We start from the raw sequence: 15920 nt of genomic DNA on the forward strand, positions 1-15920 counted from the left end.
GATGCCGCGCCATTTTCGGATCGAACTGCCGCTGCGCGTTGCGCTCGTTGCCGCGACCCTGCTGCTGGTCGCGTGCGGCCTGACAGCCTCGGGCATCGCGGTGACCTCGATCCTGCGCCAGCACCTGATCCAGCGGGCCGACCAGACGCTGGAGGAGGCATCACGTGGCTGGGCGCAGGCCCCGAAGGGCGCGCTGAAGGTGCCACACGGGGCCAACCTTGACCGGCCGCCGTCGAATTTCTATGTGCGCAGCCTGACCTCGGACGGCAAGGGCCGGACCATCATCAACGACCGGCATGCCGAACCCGTCTTGCCGGCCAACAACGATGTCGGGCCGGAGCCGACGACTGTCGGATCGGTCGACAAATCCGGTGTGCAATGGCGAGTGGTGTCGGTGCGCGGTCCCAATCGACTGGTCACCGTCGGCTATGACCTGTCCGAGATCCAGCACACGGTCCGTTCGCTGGCCTGGCTGCAACTCGGCATCGGGGTGGCCGTCCTGCTGGTCCTCGGCCTGGCCGGGTCGTGGGTGGTAAAGCAAAGTCTGCGACCATTGACGGAGGTCGAGCAGACCGCCGCCGCAATTGCCGGCGGTCAGCTGGATCGCCGTATCCCCCAACGTGATTCGCGAACCGAGGTCGGCCGGCTTTCCGTGGCGCTCAACGGCATGCTTGCGCAGATTCAGCAGGCGCTGGCGTCATCGGAAGCGTCAGCGCAAAAGGCACTCATCTCCGAGAACCGGATGCGTCGCTTCATCACCGACGCCAGCCACGAACTGCGCACACCGTTGACCACCATGCGCGGCTTCGCCGAGTTGTACCGACAGGGCGCCGCACGCGACATGGAGATGGTTATGTCGCGGATCGAGAGCGAGTCCCGCCGGATGGGTCTGCTCATCGACGACCTGCTGCTGCTGGCACGCCTTGACGCCCAACGCCCGATCGAGCGCAAACTGGTGGATCTGCTGACGCTGGCCACTGATGCCGTACACGACGCGCGGGCGGTGTCGCCCAATCGAACGATCACCGTCGAGGTGGTGGACGGTCCCGGTACTCCCGAGGTGCTTGGCGACGAGGCCCGGCTGCGTCAGGTTCTCGGCAACCTGATGACCAACGCCCTGCAGCACACCCCGGAAACCGCGGACATTATCGTGCGGGTCGGCACCAGCGCTGAAGACGCGATTTTGGAGGTCGTCGACGAAGGTCCCGGCATGAGTCGCGAAGATGCTCTGCGGGTATTCGAGCGGTTCTATCGCACCGACTCGTCGCGCGCGCGTAGCAGTGGCGGTAGCGGCCTGGGGTTGTCGATCGTGGACTCACTGGTCCACGCCCACGGCGGAACCGTGAACGTGACCACGGCGCCCGGGCAAGGGTGCCGCTTCTACGTCAGCCTGCCGCGTATCGCCGAGGTGCCCGCACGAGCAGGGTCAACCAGGTAAACAGTAGGCTCCCGACGATGGCTGCTCCCGACAACGAACCACTCGGCGCTGAGGACTCCGTTCCTGCGATCGCCGCGTTGTTCGAGGCCGAACGGTCCGAGGTACAAAGCATCCTCGGACATGCTCTGCAGCTGGTCAGCATCCTGGTGGCCTATTCCACCGTGGTGGGTGCCGTATGGGCGACCAGACCGGACACTGTCCCGCACGCTCTGATTCCGGTGGTCCCGGTGCCTGCGTGGCTGGTCATCGCCTGGCATTCGCAGTTGAACAGTCGGATATACGCGCACAATCAGGCGATCGTCCTACTCGAGCAGAAGCTGCTGGATCACATTCCCAGCATCACGTATCCGACCAGACTGTGGCTCGGCCATACCAGTGGACGGTTAGTCAATGAGATCCCAATACTGTTGAAAGATAAGAGATATGCGATCGCTGCGGCCTCGATCATCACGTACGGTGGGTTCCTCGCCATCGTGCTGGCTCTGACAATCGCAAGTATCGTGGTGCCGATCTTTGTCAACCACGACTGGCAACAGCTCGCCTGCGCGATGTCGGTTGTGTATGCGGCCGTCTTCGTCCTATTGGCCGCTTCGTACAAGTCGACGTTCGGGATCAACGTCGACACGATGGACGAGTGGGCTAGATCGGCGCACAAGTCGTTTCCCACGCTATTCAGGACTCAGCACAGTTATCGGGAACGAGGTTGATCAGCCGTCGCTCAACTCGGCAAGCGCCGCTTTGATTTTCGCCTGCGCCTCGTCGAGAGATTCCGCTGACGGGTTGTGGTCGACGTTGGCGAAGCCAAAATCGCTCAGGCTTTTCGCCGGGAATACGTGGACGTGCAGGTGCGGCACCTCGAGCCCGGCGATGATCACCCCGGCCCGGTCAGCCTCGAATGCCTTCGTGACAGCTTTACCGACTAACTGGGCGACGGACATGATCCGGCCGAACACCGCCGGGTCGATGTTCTGCCATTGATCGATCTCGGCGCGCGGCACCACCAGCGTGTGTCCCTGGGTCATCGGCTCGATGGTCAAGAAGGCGACGACCTCGTCGTCGGAGTAGACGAACCGGCCCGGCAGTTCGCCGTTGATGATCTTGGTGAAGATAGTGCCCACTGGCGCCGCTCCTCCTCGTCGCTTCGCTCCGCATCGTCGCCGAGGCGGGCCATCGCTTCAGCATATGTTGTGCTGCGAACGCCTACGCGGCGCCGCCGTCGAGTAGCGCGGAAATCTCGTCCACCGCCCACGGCGGTGCATCATGATGGTCGCGGTAGCCGATCAGGTCCGGCGTCGCCTTCGGGAACCTGCCGACGAAACCGCCTGAGGCAGCGAAGATTTCGCCGGTGAGGTGTTTGGCGAGATCGCTGGCCAGATAGACATAGGTCGGCGCGGCGTAGTGCGGTCCCGCGACATCCAGTGAACCCCGCATAGAGGCGTCGTCGAGCAGTCCTCGCCGGTGCAGCTCGGTGATGTGGCCGACGTAGTCCGGCCCGGTGGACAGCCGCGTCTTGGCGCCGGGGCAGACGACATTCGCCCGTACACCATGCTCTTTCAGTTCGGCGGCGATCGCCAGAGTGAGGCTGTTGACCGCGCCCTTGCCGGCCGGATAGCCGGTGCCGCCGTAATCGCCGAGGAACGCGAACGAGCTGCTGTTGACGATGCTGCCGCCGCCCTGCGCGACCATCTTGGGTGCGGCGGCACGACAGGTCGCGAACACCGTGCCCAGATGCGCGTCGAGCAACTCAGCGAACTGCGCCGAGCTGATATCGAGGATGGACGAGCCCGGCGGTTCGGCGATGCCGGCGCAGTTGATCAGGACGTGGATGCCGCCGAACTCGTCAATGCACCTGTCCACCAACGATTCTGCGATCTGCTGATCCGACGGCGAGCCGGGATAGGCGACGGCACGCCCGCCGGCGGCAGTGATGCCTTCCGCGGTGGAGTTGGCGGCGTCGGCGTCTCGGCCATTGACCACCACACCGGCGCCGTGCTGCGCCAGCAATGCCGCGACAGCCGCGCCGACGCCCCGTGACCCGCCAACCACGACCGCGCCGCGGCCGGCGAGCAGTGAGGTCACTCCTCGTTGCCGAAGGTCATCATGTCGAGGTTCCAATAGCCGCGCATGTTTGCGATCAACCCGGCGTCGTTGACGCGGTAGGTGAACACGCCCCGCACGCTGCTGGTGACTCCATTATCAAACTTGCTGCGCAGCACCAGGATATGCGCGACCTCGCATGCGTCGCTGGACGGAAACGTCTCCTCGCAGGTGATCTGCAACTGGTTGGCGGCGATGTTGGTGTCGTAGAACTCGGCGACGCCGTCCTTGCCCTGCACGCCGGTGCCGTCGGGGTTGGTGACGGACTTGCCGATCGGATCTTCGACCACAACGTCGTCGGACATCAAGGCCAACCAGCCCTCCCGATCGTGGGCCTGGACGCAGCGCCATGACGACTGGGAAGCGGCCAGCGCGGGGGACTTTTCAGCGGTTTCGGCCGACATGACGTTTACCGGTCGGCGTCCGTGTAGCGGATGACGCCGCGAATGTTCTTGCCGTCCAACATGTCCTGGTAGCCGTCGTTGATCTGCTCCAGCTTGTACTGGCGGGTGATCATGTCGTCGAGGTTGAGCTTGCCGGCTTTGTACATCGACAGCAGCTGGGGGATGTCGTACTGCGGGTTACCGCCACCGAAGATGGTGCCCTGCAAGTTCTTTTGCATCAGGGTCAGCATCGCGAGGTTCAGGGTGACGTTGTTGTCCACCAGGCTGCCGATAGCGGTCAGCACGCAGGTTCCGCCCTTCTGGGTAAGGATCAGGTAGTTGTCGACGTCGGCGCCGTGCAGCTCGCCGACAGTGACGATCACCTTGTGGGCCATCAGGCCGTAGGTCACTTCCATCATTCCGCCCATTGCGGCGAAGATGTCGGGGTAGACGTGCGTCGCACCGAACTTGAGGGCCTGGTCGCGCTTCCATTCGACCGGATCGATCGCGAAGATGTAGCGCGCGCCGGCGGTGACGGCTCCTTGCAGCGCTGCCATGCCGACCCCGCCGACACCGACGATCGCCACGTCCTGACCCGGGCGGATGTCGGCAGTGCGAACCGCCGAACCATAGCCGGTGGTGACGCCGCAGCCGACCAGGGCGGCGACCTCAAACGGCACCGACGGGTCGATCTTCACGACCGAACTCTTGTGCACCACCATGTATGGCGAGAACGTCCCCAGCAACGTCATCGGAAAGACGTCCTTGCCGCGGGCCTGAATCCGGAACGTGCCGTCGGACACCGCCGCGCCGTTGAGCAGCCCGGCGCCCAGGTCACACAGATTGCGCATGCCGGCCTGACAGGTCGGGCAGTGGCCGCAGGACGGGATGAACGAGAGCACCACATGGTCGCCTGGTGCGATGTCCTCGACGCCCGGGCCGACTTCGGTGACGATGCCGGCGCCCTCGTGACCGCCGAGAACCGGGAAACCGCCCATCGGAATGCCGCCGGTCACCAGGTGATGGTCGGAGTGGCACATGCCGGCCGCTTCCATCTGGATCTTGACTTCGTCCTTCTGGGGATCGCCGATCTCGATTTCCTCGATCGACCACGGCTGGTTGAACTCCCAGATCAGCGCGCCTTTGGTCTTCACCCTGAACCTGCTTTCGTCATTGAACGTCGGTTTAGCACGGCCCGAGCTCCACGCAAGCAACCGCTTGGTTGAGTGTAGGTCAGCGGGTGATCCGGGTCACCAGGGGAGCCGGATCTGATCACCAGATGGGGACCGGAGCCTGTCCCAGTGGGTAGTAGCCGGGCGGTTTCTCACCGGCCACGCTGCGCGCGATGCGGTTCTGCATCCCGTCGCTGAGGTCGCCGGATTCGATCAGGTTCCCGAACATCTTCGCGACGTGGCCGAAGTCGAAGAAGTCGCGCTGCCACTCGATGAGCGCGTCGTCGTTGAGGCGAAACCAGCTGCCGCCGATGCCGTAGATCTCGTCCTGGGTGCCGTCGGATTTGTTGACGATCTGCTTCCAGAAGCCGACGATTTCGCCCTGCTTGTCGTCGATCAGGACCTTCTGGTACTCGTACACCCAGTTCTCCAGGCCTTCCATCTCCAGGCCCAGCGCGACGTCGCGGATCTCGTCGACCCCGACGCACATCACGTCTTCTTTGGGACCGATGTTCCAGCCGTAGGTAGCCTCGGGAGCATAGAAGTCTCCCAGCGGTCGCCAGTCGCCCGCCTTTTCGCAGTCCTTGTTGGCCTGCAGCCAGCGGTCGACCCATGCCTCGAGCTTTTCGCGGGAGTGTGACGCCATTGTCAGTTATCTTTCTCTTGGATGAATAGGGCTTGGGTGGGGCACATTTCGACTGCCCGGTCGATCTCCTCGCGGGCGTCGTCTGGTGGTTCGGCGTCGATGATCTCGACCTTGCCCCGCTTGGGCACCCGGAAGTAGTCGGGTGCCTCCAGCTCGCACATCGCATGGCCCTGGCATAAATCCAAGTCGACTCCGACCCGGTATCCCATGATCAGGCCCCGTTACGCCGGCGGTAACGCGCCTTTGCCGGCCGGGCGAGCTGCACGACCATTTTGGAGTGGTCGTTGTGGTAACTGTCGGCGGGCTGCGCCATTTCGAACTCGTACTCGCGCAACAGCACCGAGAAGATCGCTTTGATTTGCATCTGCGCGAAAGCGGCCCCTACGCACCGGTGTCGCCCCGCTCCGAAGGGAATCCAGGTCCATCGGTTGACGGTGTCAGCCTGCTCCGGTTTGTTGTAGCGGTCTGGCCTGAACGCATCGGGGTCGGGGAAGTCCTGGGGAATCCGATTGGAGATCGCCGGGGACGCGGCCACATAGTCGCCGTCATGGATCGGGAAGCCTGCGACCTCGAACTCGCCTTTGGCGACCCGCATCAAAATAATCAACGGCGGGTGCAGCCGCAGGGTCTCCTTGACCACGTTGTCCAGCTTGGGAATCTGGCGCAGCGCATGGAAACTCACCTCCTGGCCGTCGGAGTACAGTTCCTCGAGCTCGGTGAGCACCTCTGCGTAGGCGTCGGGGTGGCGGATCAACTCGATCAGCGTCCAGGCCGAGGTGCCGGAGCTGGTGTGGTGCCCTGCGAACATGAGTGAGATGAACATCCCGGTGACCTCGTCGGCGGAGAACCGGGGATTGCCCACTTCGTCTTTGATCGACACCAGCACGTCGAGCATGTCGCGGTCGGCCTTGTCCTTTGGGGGGTTGGCCAGTCGCTGGTTCATGATCTCCTGAACCAGCGCAACCAGTTTCACGCGCGCCTCGTCGCGGCGCTTGAAGCTCTCGATCGGAAGATACGGATCGACGTAGCACAGCGGATCGGTGCCGCGCTCCAGCTCGTGGTAGTACTCGGCGAACCGGTGATCGAGCTGTTCGCGGAATTTCAGACCTATCAGGCAGGCGGTCGACGTGTAGATGGTCAACTCGGAAAAGAAGTCGAGCAGCTCGATCTCACCTTCGTCGCCCCAGTTGGCGATCATCTTCTTGACTTCGCCCTCGATGGTGGCGGCGTGGCCCTTCATCTGTTCGCCGCGCAGCGCGGAGTTGTGCAGCATTTCCTTGCGGCGTTCCGGGCTGGCGTCGAACACGACACCCTTGCCGAAGATCGGTGTCATGAATGGATAGGCCTCGGCCTGGTCGAGATCCTCGTCGGCGGAGCGAAAGAAGAACTCGTTGGCTTCGGCGCCGGACAGGAAGATCACGTGCTTGTCGACGAGTTGGAACCAGCCGACGTCGCCGCATTCGTCGCGGATCCGCTGCATCAAACCGATTGGGTCGGTGCGGAATTCCTCGAGGTGACCGTGTTCTTCCGCGCCGCCGGACACCCTGGGAACGATCGCTGTTGTCATTGTCCTGGTATCCCTTCTTCGCCGAGTGCGAGCTTCTGGCGGTCCTTGGTGACCGCCAACGGGGCTTCGGGCTGTAGCTCCATATTGGCGATGAAGCCGCCGCGCGGTGTCTCGGCGACGAACGCGATGGCGCGTCCCAGGTCCGCCGCGCGCAGGAAGTAGTCGTGACGGGCCTGGCCCCATTTGGCCCAATCCTCCAGCGCGGGGCCGATCTTCTCGGCGGGCAGGCTCCAGCCCATCGACGTCTTTGTCGGGCCGGGATGCACGATGGAGGCCCGCACGCCGGTGCCCTCGAGCTCCATCTGGAAGTTGTTGACCATCGCGACCAGCGCGGCCTTGGCGGCGCCATAGGCGCCCATGTGCGGCCGCTGACGCAATGCGACATCGGAACCCACGAAGATCAAGTCGCCGCGCTGCCGTTCGAGCATGCCCGGCAGCACCGCGGTGGCCAGCCGGTTGGCGCCGACGAGGTGGATCTGCAGCTGCGAGTCGAACTCGTCGGTGGTGATTTCGGCGAGCTTGCCGAAGTAGGTGTCGCCCGCGCCGGCGACCAGCACCTCGATTTCGCCGAGGGCGTCTACCGACTGTGCGACAAAGGATTTGACCGAATTCGGGTCGGTGACGTCAAGATGGAATCCGACCGCCTCGCCACCGTCTGCATTGATCTTGCCGACGATGTCGTCGAGCCTTTCGACCCGACGGGCACCCAGAGCGACCGGGAAGCCGTGCGCGGCGAGCTCGATCGCCGTGGCCTCACCGATGCCCGAGGAGGCGCCGGCCACGATGGCCGGCCGGCGTTCTGGCAGGGGCTCAAATCGGGGCATTCAGCGGACCTCCAGGGTCATGGGTAGGTGAGCGAATCCGCGGACATTGCTGGAGTGCACGCGGACGGCGTTGGCCTCGTCCACTTGGTACCCGCGGATTCGCTTGAACAACTCGGTGAGGGCGACCCTGGCCTCCATCCGCGCCAAATGCGCGCCGAGACAGAAGTGCGCACCACTGCCGAAACTCAGTAATTTGGAACCGATGTCGCGGCCGATTACATAGTCGTCGGGGTTGTCGAACACCCGCTCATCGCGGTGCCCGGAACCGGGCAGCAGCAGCAGGATCTCGCCGTCAGGGATCGTGGTGTCGTAGAGGGTGAGCTCGCCGGTCACGGTGCGGGCCAGGATCTGGCTGGACGTGTCGTAGCGCAGCGTCTCCTCGACCCAGGACGGCACCAGCGTAAGGTCGGCGTACACAGACGTCAGCTGATCGGGATTTCTATGACCCCAAAAGGCCGCGTTGGCAAGCAGTTTGGTTGTCGTCTCGTTGCCGGCTATCACCATCAGGAACATGAAGCCGAGGATTTCGTCGTCGGTTAACCGGTCGCCGTCGATCTCGGCCTCCAGCAGCGCGGTGGTCAGGTCGTCTGTCGGCTTCTCGCGCCGCTCGGCGACCATCTGCTGGTAGTAGACGATGAGGTTGATCGACGCCTCGACCGCCGCGGCCGGCACGTCGGTGACACCTTCGTCGCGGTGCATCACGCCATCCGCCCACGCGCGTACCTGGTCGCGGTCCGGTTCGGGAACGCCCATCAGCTCGGAGATGACGTCCATGGGCAGCTTGCCGGCGAACTCGTTGACGTAGTCGACCGCTCCGTCGGCCGCCTTCGCCAGCATGGTGTCCAGGTGCTGGTGCGCGATCTCGGTCACGCGCGGCTCAAGCTCACGAATACGCCTGGGCGTGAAGCCTTTTGATACCAGGGTCCGCAGCCGCAGGTGCGCTGGATCGTCCATGGCCAGAAACGACATGGTCTTGGCGGCGTGTGGTCCCCTTGACGCCGGGTCCAGCGAGACGCCGTACTTGTTGGACAGCGTGGTGGTGTTGCGAAAACCTTGGTGTACGTCGGCGTGCCGGGATAGAGCCCAAAAGCCCAGCTCCTCGTTGCGGTACAGCGGCGCCTCATCCCGCAGCCTCTTGTAGTACGGGTACGGATCCTCGTGGAAGTCATAGTCATACGGGTCGAGGAGTGGCTTGTCGATCTGAAGGGTCATCAGTCTTCCGTCTTGACAATGAGGCCGACCGCGTAGGCTAGGTGGTCGGCGATCTGGTGATAGGTGTAGGCCCCGCTGGCGGCGTTGACCAGTGCGCCGAAGAACGCCATCTCGAGGACTGAGACGATGCGGGGCTCGGCATCGGGTCCGATGGCTGAGGTGATGCGACGGTGGATCTCGGCGCCGATCCGGTCGCGCACCGACCGCACGGCCGGGTCTGCGCCGCCGCCCAGCAACGCCGCCGTGCACGCCGCGGCGACTTCGGGCTCGTCGGCGACCACCAGCGCGAGGTGGCGTAGCGCCTTGTCCACTCGCGTCGGCATCGGCTCGTTGACGTCGGTGAAGTACGGCACCTGTCGCACCAGATCCAGGTAAACCTCGGTGATCAGATGGTTCTTCGACGAGAAGTAGGTGTAGGCGGTCGCCGGGGCCACCTTGGCGCGGGCTGCCACTGCGCGCACGGTCAGGTCGGCGTAGGACGTCTCCCGCAGAACCTGGACACCTGCGGTCAAGACCTTGCGGAAGGTTTCTTCCTGTCGACGGTTGCGCGGCACGTCCCGGGCCGGACCGCCGGCGGGAGTGATCGTGACCACTGGGTCGCTGGACACTTGTCCAAGCTATCCGAAACATCCGGCGCGAGGCAAGCCCGTTCTACAAAACTGCAGATAAATAGCTTAATTCCAGTCCGCTAGCGGTTGTCGGGCCAAGGGCACTCTTGCACTTTCGGCGGCGTGAAGACTATGTTCAACTGGATTATTCCGGACATCTGTCCATCCTGACCAACGGTGGAGGCGAAGATGGCATTGCTGGCCGACGGCGTAAGCGCCCTGCTCATAGACGGCAAGCTGACGAGCGGCAGCCAAGGCACGTTTTCCACGATCAATCCGGCCACCGAAGAAGTGCTGGGTGCCGCGGCCGATGCCGACGCCGAGGACATGAGCCGCGCCATCGAGGCCGCCCGGCGTGCCTTCGATGACACCGACTGGTCGCGCAACACCGAGCTGCGGGTGCGGTGCATTCGGCAGCTGCGCGATGCGATGCGCGAGCACGTCGAAGAACTGCGCGACATCACCATCGCCGAGGTCGGCGCGCCACGGATGCTGACCGCCGCCGCCCAACTGGAAGGTCCGGTCGGCGATTTGAGCTTCCCAGCTGACACCGCCGAGAACTACCAGTGGAGCTCCGATCTCGGTGACGCGTCGCCGATGGGAATCCCCACCCGGCGAAGCGTTGCGCGTGAGGCTGTCGGCGTGGTCGGCGCAATCACCCCGTGGAACTTCCCGCATCAGATCAACCTGGCCAAGCTGGGTCCCGCACTTGCCGCCGGCAACACCATCGTGCTGAAGCCCGCGCCGGACACGCCGTGGTGCGCGGCGGTGCTCGGTGAAATCATCACCGAGCACACCGATTTCCCGCCGGGTGTCGTCAACATCGTCACCTCCAGCGACCACAGTGTGGGAGCGCTGCTTGCCAAAGACCCTCGGGTGGACATGGTTTCGTTCACCGGCTCGACGGGCACCGGCCGCAGCGTGATGAGCGACGCGGCCGTGACGCTCAAGAAGGTGTTCCTGGAACTTGGCGGCAAGTCGGCGTTCGTCGTGCTCGACGACGCGGATCTGAACGGGGCGTGTTCGGTATCGGCGTTCACCGCCTCCATGCACGCGGGGCAGGGTTGTGCCCTCACCACCCGGCTCGTCGTGCCACGGGCCAAATACGACGAGGCCGTCACGATCGCGGCAGGCACCATGGGCTCGATCAAGCCGGGCGACCCCAACAAGCCCGGAACCGTGTGCGGACCAGTCATTTCGGCGCGGCAGCGGGACCGGGTGCAAAGCTACCTCGACCTGGCGATCGCGGAGGGCGGAACGCTCGCATGCGGCGGCGGCCGCCCGGCCGACCTGGACACCGGGTTCTTCATCGAGCCGACCGTCATCGCCGGGCTGGACAACGACGCCAGACCCGCCCGCGAGGAGATCTTCGGCCCGGTGCTCACCGTGATCGCCCACGACGGTGACGCCGACGCCCTTCGTATCGCCAACGACTCGCCATATGGGTTGTCGGGCACTGTGTTCAGTGCCGATCCGGAGCGAGCTGCCGAATTCGCGGCGGGTATGCGGGTGGGTACCGTCAACGTGAACGGTGGCGTCTGGTACTCCGCGGACGCGCCTTTCGGTGGGTACAAGCAGTCCGGCAACGGGCGCGAGATGGGTCTCGCCGGTTTCGAGGAGTACCTGGAAATCAAAACCATTGCAACAGCCATCTAATCCGCGAGCGACCAGTTATCACACGGGATTTCGCGTTTAGCGTGCAATAAGTGGCCAGTCGGCCAGAGAAAGGAAAGACATGGCGCGGTTTGACAACAAGGTCGCCATCGTGACCGGGTCCGGCGGCGGCATCGGCCAGGCCTACGCCGAGGCACTGGCACGGCAGGGCGCGGCGGTCGTCGTCGCCGACATCAATGCCGAAGCGGCGCAGGGGGTGGCCAAGCAGATCGTCGCCGACGGCGGCACCGCCGTCAGCATTCCGGTCGACGTGTCCGACCCCGCCTCGGCCAAGGAGATGGCCGACCGCACGCTGTCTGAGTTCGGCGGCATCGACTACCTGGTGAACAACGCCGCGATCTTCGGCGGCATGAAGCTCGACTTTCTGGTCACCGTCGACCCCGAGTACTACAAGAAGTTCATGAGCGTCAATCTTGATGGCGCACTGTGGTGTACCCGCGCGGTGTACAAGAAGATGGCCAAGCGCGGCGGTGGCGCGATCGTCAACCAGTCATCCACTGCGGCGTGGCTGTATTCGAACTTCTACGGCCTGGCCAAGGTCGGTCTCAACGGCTTGACCCAGCAGCTGTCCCGTGAGCTCGGCGGCCAGAACATCCGGATCAACGCGATAGCGCCCGGACCCATCGACACCGAGGCGAATCGGACCACCACCCCCAAAGAGATCGTCGACGACATCGTCAAGGGGCTCCCGCTGTCCCGGATGGGCAAACCGGAGGATCTGGTGGGAATGTGTCTATTCCTGTTGTCCGATGAGGCATCGTGGATCACCGGGCAGATCTTCAATGTCGACGGCGGGCAGGTAATTCGGTCATGAGCGAGCATGTGAAGATCGGATTCATTGGGCTCGGCAACCAGGGCGCGCCGATTGCCAAGCGGCTCGTCGAATGGCCCGGCGGGCTAACGGTTTACGACATCCGAACCGAGGCGATGACGCCGCTGGCCGAAGCCGGCGCAGGTGTGGCGGACAGCGTTGCTGATGTCGCTCAAGCCGACCTCATTCATATCGTCGTGCTCAACGACGCCCAGGTGCGCGAGGTCGTCGGCGAACTTGCGACCAACGCGAAGCCAGGCACGATCATTGCGATCCATTCGACGATCAGTCCAGACACCGCGGTCGAGCTTGCCGAGCGGTTCCGGCCCGCGGGTGTTCATATCGTCGACGCACCGGTCAGCGGCGGCGATCGCGCGGCGAAGAAGGGCGAGTTGGCGGTGATGGTCGGTGCCGACGCCGCCGCGTTCGCCCTTGTGCAGGAACCATTCTCGCGATGGGCGTCGCTGATCGTCCATGCTGGTGAACCCGGAGCGGGCACCCGGATGAAACTGGCTCGGAATATGCTGCATTTCACGTCCTTCGTTGCGGCGTGTGAGGCACTACAGCTCGCCGCCGCGGCCGGTGTGAGCCTGCAGGATCTGGGCAACGTGGTGCGCCACAGCGATAAGCAGACCGGTGGCGCCGGCATGGTGATGTTCCGCGATGACGCGGAGCCGTTGGCGCCGGACCACTTCCTCTACCGACCCTTCCTGCACACCCGGGCACTGGGGGAAAAGGACCTCGGCCTGGCCCTGGCGTTGGCCGACGAACTGGATATCGACCTGCCGCTGGCGCGGCTTGCCATGCAAAATCTGGCCGCGGGCCTTGGCGTACCGCACAGCGCATCGACTGCGAAGGAGTGAGCATGGACGAATTGCGCCGCAAGGGCCTCGAGAAGATGAACGAGGTCTACGCGTGGGAGATGCCGGACGTGCCCGGCGAATTCTTCGCGTTAACGGTCGAGCATCTTTTCGGCCGCATCTGGACGAGGCCTGGTCTGTCGATGCGCGACCGGCGGATGATGCTGATCGCGGTGCTGACCGCTCTGAATCAGGAGGAGTTGCTGCAGGTTCAGGTCAATGCCGTCCTGCAGAACGAGGAACTCACCAGAGAGGAACTGCGTGAGATGGCGATCTTCCTAACGCACTATGTCGGCTTCCCGCTGGGTTCAAAGCTCGACGGCGTGATTAAACGCGTAGCGGCCAAACGCAAGAAGGCCGCTGCCGAGGGGACCGCCAATGACAAGAAAGCCAACGTCAACGATGCCGTGAAGATGCACACTCGTACCACGCTCGACTAGTTTCAGTACGGCTGAGTACCTTTCGGCATCACATACTCCGACGTCGGGGCCGACAGTCCGTTGACGCTGGTCCCGCCGTTAAGAATGCCCGGTGCCATTTCGAGCATGTTGTTCGGGAATCCAAACCTCGGTGCGGTGAGCGCATCGAGCCGGTCCAGTTCGTCGGCGGTGAGATTCACATCGACGGCCCGGATGTTGTCGTCGAGTTGGGAAAGCCTGCGTGCGCCGATGATGACCGATGAGACGCCGGATTGTGCGTGAACCCAGGCCAGCGCCACGCTGGCGACGTTCGTCTGATGCGCTGTGGCGATGGCCTCCAATTCGTCGATCAGCGCGTAGGTCTTGTCGTTGAGGAAGGAATCGACCATCGCTCCGCGATCGGCGTTGTGCGCGCCGCTGTTGGCGCGGGTGTATTTGCCGCTCAGCACGCCGCTCTTCAGTGGCGACCAGGGCGTGATGCCGAGGCCGAATTCATTCGCCATCGGCACCAGTTCTTGCTCAATGCTGCGTTCGAGCAACGAGTACTCGACCTGCAGGCCGATGAAACTGGACCAACCGCGGAAGCGGGCAATCAGGTTGGCTTCCACGATCTTCCATGCCGGGGTGTCCGAGACACCGATGTAGCGAACCTTGCCGGCCGCAACGAGGTCGTCGAGTGCGGCCATCGTTTCCTCGATGGGGGTGTTGGCGTCCCAGATGTGCAGCCAGTACAGGTCGATGTAGTCGGTCTGCAACCGCCGCAGCGAGTTTTCGCAGGCGTTGATCAACGACTTGCGACCCGACCCGCCACCGTTGGGATCGCCCGGATACAAGTTGCCGCTGAACTTGGTCGCGATCACCAGACGGTCACGTCGGGCGGCGTGGCGGCCGATGTGGTCGCCGAGGATCTTCTCGGAGTGGCTGCGGGTGTAGAAGTTGGCGGTGTCGATGAAGTTTCCGCCGAGTTCGGTGTACCGATCGATGATCTGTTGGGACTCTTCGACACTGGTACCCCAGCCGAGGTCTTCGCCGAACGTCATGGCGCCCAGGCACAGGGGGCTGACCCGCAGGCCGGACCGTCCGAGTGTCACGTATTGATCCAGAGGCATGATGGCAGCTTTCTGGTAGATTGTTCGATTATGCGTTTGTTCACATCTAAACTAGTTCATACCTGAACGATCTGGCAAGTCGATGTCGGCGGTTGATGCGGCCAAGATCTGGTCCCTGAATTACCGGGTGCTGTTGTCCGTCATCTCCTGCGCCGAGGACGAGATCTGCTCATTGGGCCTGGAGTCGAAGGAATTGTTCCTGCTCGCCGAGATCGATGAGCACCCCTACCCTGCCGAACTGGCGACGACATTGAACATGCCCAAGGCGACGGTCACCGTGTACCTCAAACGGCTGGAGGCGGCGGGCTTCGTGCGTCGCGAGATCGATCCCGCCGATCTCCGGCGCCATCGCCTGCTGCTCACCGCGACCGGGCGCAAAGCCGCCGCGGGCGGCATGTCGGCGGTGTCTGAGGAGTTCACCAAGCGTCTCGGGCGCCTCACCGATGCGCAGCAGAAGGAACTGAAAAACCTGCTCGAAAAAATCATCTGACTGTCGTTTCACGGCGTGCGTCGTCACCCAGCTAGAGTGACGTTCCGTGCGCGTTCTGGTGATCGGCTCCGGTGCCCGCGAACATGCCCTGCTACTGGCGTTGCGCGCCGACCCGCAGGTCGAGGCGTTGGCCATCGCTCCCGGCAATGCTGGCACCACGGCGATAGCCGACCAGCACGACGTCGACATTTCCTCCGGTGACGACGTGGTGGCCTTGGCCCGCCAGATCTATGCCGACCTGGTGGTCATCGGCCCCGAAGTCCCGCTGGTGCTCGGCGTGGCCGACGCGGTTCGCGCCGCCGGGATCGCCTGCTTCGGGCCCAGCAAGGCGGCGGCCGAGATCGAAGGATCCAAAGCCTTCGCCAAAGACGTGATGGCCGCTGCCGGTGTACGCACCGCTTCCAGCGAGATCGTCGACAGCCCAGCAGATTTGGACACGGCACTGGACCGCTTCGGGCCGCCGGCCGGCGAGAGTGCCTGGGTGGTGAAGGACGACCGGCTGGCCGCGGGCAAGGGCGTGGTGGTCACACCGGACCGCGACGTCGCGCGCTCCCATGCCGCGAGCCTGCTCGAGTCCGGCCACCCGGTGCTGCTGGAGTCGTTCCTCGAC

General features: G+C 63.9%; 18 protein-coding genes and 1 pseudogene. 8 read left to right on the forward strand and 11 right to left on the reverse strand.

Annotated features, from left to right (window positions below; all coding sequences use genetic code 11):
- The first annotated feature begins 1 nt into the window (after position 1).
- Together VGH54_RS28780 and VGH54_RS28785 are read left to right on the forward strand one after the other, a co-directional pair.
- On the forward strand, positions 2 to 1438 hold the full coding sequence (locus VGH54_RS28780) for a HAMP domain-containing sensor histidine kinase (RefSeq protein WP_331515574.1): 1437 nt from the start codon (positions 2 to 4) through the stop codon (positions 1436 to 1438).
- A 17-nt stretch (positions 1439 to 1455) separates the two neighbouring features.
- Positions 1456 to 2145, forward strand: a complete 690-nt coding sequence (locus VGH54_RS28785) for a hypothetical protein (RefSeq protein ID WP_331515576.1) — start codon at positions 1456 to 1458, stop codon at positions 2143 to 2145.
- Here VGH54_RS28785 and VGH54_RS28790 read toward each other — a convergent pair whose 3' ends face one another.
- The 10 genes from VGH54_RS28790 to VGH54_RS28835 form a co-directional block, all read right to left on the reverse strand.
- Positions 2146 to 2556, reverse strand: coding sequence for an HIT family protein (locus VGH54_RS28790; RefSeq protein ID WP_331515577.1), 411 nt, complete (start codon positions 2554 to 2556; stop codon positions 2146 to 2148). It lies immediately after the preceding gene.
- A gap of 82 nt (positions 2557 to 2638) precedes the next feature.
- Positions 2639 to 3508 carry an SDR family NAD(P)-dependent oxidoreductase gene (locus tag VGH54_RS28795; RefSeq protein WP_414688833.1) on the reverse strand — a complete coding sequence of 290 codons (870 nt, stop codon included), beginning with the start codon at positions 3506 to 3508 and terminating at the stop codon, positions 2639 to 2641.
- 5 nt (positions 3509 to 3513) lie between these two features.
- Positions 3514 to 3939 (reverse strand): ketosteroid isomerase family protein, encoded by a 426-nt coding sequence (locus VGH54_RS28800; protein ID WP_331515579.1) that lies wholly within the window; start codon positions 3937 to 3939, stop codon positions 3514 to 3516.
- A 5-nt stretch (positions 3940 to 3944) separates the two neighbouring features.
- A complete protein-coding gene (locus VGH54_RS28805) occupies positions 3945 to 5072 on the reverse strand; it encodes an NDMA-dependent alcohol dehydrogenase (RefSeq protein ID WP_331515580.1) in 1128 nt (375 codons plus the stop codon).
- 118 nt (positions 5073 to 5190) lie between these two features.
- The gene (locus VGH54_RS28810) at positions 5191 to 5736 is read right to left on the reverse strand and encodes a nuclear transport factor 2 family protein (RefSeq protein WP_331515581.1); all 546 of its coding nucleotides are present in this window, start codon (positions 5734 to 5736) and stop codon (positions 5191 to 5193) included.
- 2 nt (positions 5737 to 5738) lie between these two features.
- Complete coding sequence (locus tag VGH54_RS28815) at positions 5739 to 5945, reverse strand: ferredoxin (protein WP_331515582.1); 207 nt, start codon at positions 5943 to 5945, stop codon at positions 5739 to 5741.
- Positions 5946 to 5947: 2 nt separating this feature from the next.
- Positions 5948 to 7303, reverse strand: a complete 1356-nt coding sequence (locus VGH54_RS28820; RefSeq protein WP_331515583.1) for a cytochrome P450 — start codon at positions 7301 to 7303, stop codon at positions 5948 to 5950.
- Positions 7300 to 8127, reverse strand: a complete 828-nt coding sequence (locus tag VGH54_RS28825) for an SDR family oxidoreductase (RefSeq protein WP_331515584.1) — start codon at positions 8125 to 8127, stop codon at positions 7300 to 7302. The genes VGH54_RS28820 and VGH54_RS28825 overlap by 4 nt, the downstream gene beginning before the upstream one ends.
- Complete coding sequence (locus VGH54_RS28830) at positions 8128 to 9339, reverse strand: cytochrome P450 (protein WP_331515585.1); 1212 nt, start codon at positions 9337 to 9339, stop codon at positions 8128 to 8130.
- On the reverse strand, positions 9339 to 9947 hold the full coding sequence (locus VGH54_RS28835) for a TetR/AcrR family transcriptional regulator (RefSeq protein ID WP_331515586.1): 609 nt from the start codon (positions 9945 to 9947) through the stop codon (positions 9339 to 9341). The genes VGH54_RS28830 and VGH54_RS28835 overlap by 1 nt, the downstream gene beginning before the upstream one ends.
- A 189-nt stretch (positions 9948 to 10136) precedes the next feature.
- On the opposite strand from VGH54_RS28835, the gene VGH54_RS28840 reads away from it, so the two are divergent.
- The 4 genes from VGH54_RS28840 (at position 10137) to VGH54_RS28855 (ending at position 13732) form a co-directional block, all read left to right on the forward strand.
- Positions 10137 to 11603 carry an aldehyde dehydrogenase gene (locus VGH54_RS28840; RefSeq protein ID WP_331515587.1) on the forward strand — a complete coding sequence of 489 codons (1467 nt, stop codon included), beginning with the start codon at positions 10137 to 10139 and terminating at the stop codon, positions 11601 to 11603.
- A 79-nt stretch (positions 11604 to 11682) separates the two neighbouring features.
- Entirely contained in the window at positions 11683 to 12435 is a 753-nt protein-coding gene (locus tag VGH54_RS28845; protein WP_331515588.1) for an SDR family oxidoreductase, read from the forward strand.
- Positions 12432 to 13295, forward strand: coding sequence for an NAD(P)-dependent oxidoreductase (locus VGH54_RS28850; RefSeq protein WP_331515589.1), 864 nt, complete (start codon positions 12432 to 12434; stop codon positions 13293 to 13295). The genes VGH54_RS28845 and VGH54_RS28850 overlap by 4 nt, the downstream gene beginning before the upstream one ends.
- A 2-nt stretch (positions 13296 to 13297) precedes the next feature.
- Positions 13298 to 13732, forward strand: a complete 435-nt coding sequence (locus VGH54_RS28855) for a carboxymuconolactone decarboxylase family protein (protein ID WP_331515590.1) — start codon at positions 13298 to 13300, stop codon at positions 13730 to 13732.
- 2 nt (positions 13733 to 13734) lie between these two features.
- Here VGH54_RS28855 and VGH54_RS28860 read toward each other — a convergent pair whose 3' ends face one another.
- The gene (locus VGH54_RS28860; protein ID WP_331515591.1) at positions 13735 to 14820 is read right to left on the reverse strand and encodes an aldo/keto reductase; all 1086 of its coding nucleotides are present in this window, start codon (positions 14818 to 14820) and stop codon (positions 13735 to 13737) included.
- Between the two features lie 82 nt (positions 14821 to 14902).
- Between VGH54_RS28860 and VGH54_RS28865 the strand changes: the two genes are divergently transcribed.
- Entirely contained in the window at positions 14903 to 15310 is a 408-nt protein-coding gene (locus tag VGH54_RS28865; protein ID WP_331515592.1) for a MarR family winged helix-turn-helix transcriptional regulator, read from the forward strand.
- A gap of 46 nt (positions 15311 to 15356) precedes the next feature.
- A pseudogene (locus tag VGH54_RS28870) lies at positions 15357 to 15920 on the forward strand (phosphoribosylamine--glycine ligase); the annotation flags it as partial.

Origin of the sequence: Mycobacterium sp. (assembly GCF_036488105.1) — a bacterium.
Taxonomy (GTDB): domain Bacteria; phylum Actinomycetota; class Actinomycetes; order Mycobacteriales; family Mycobacteriaceae; genus Mycobacterium.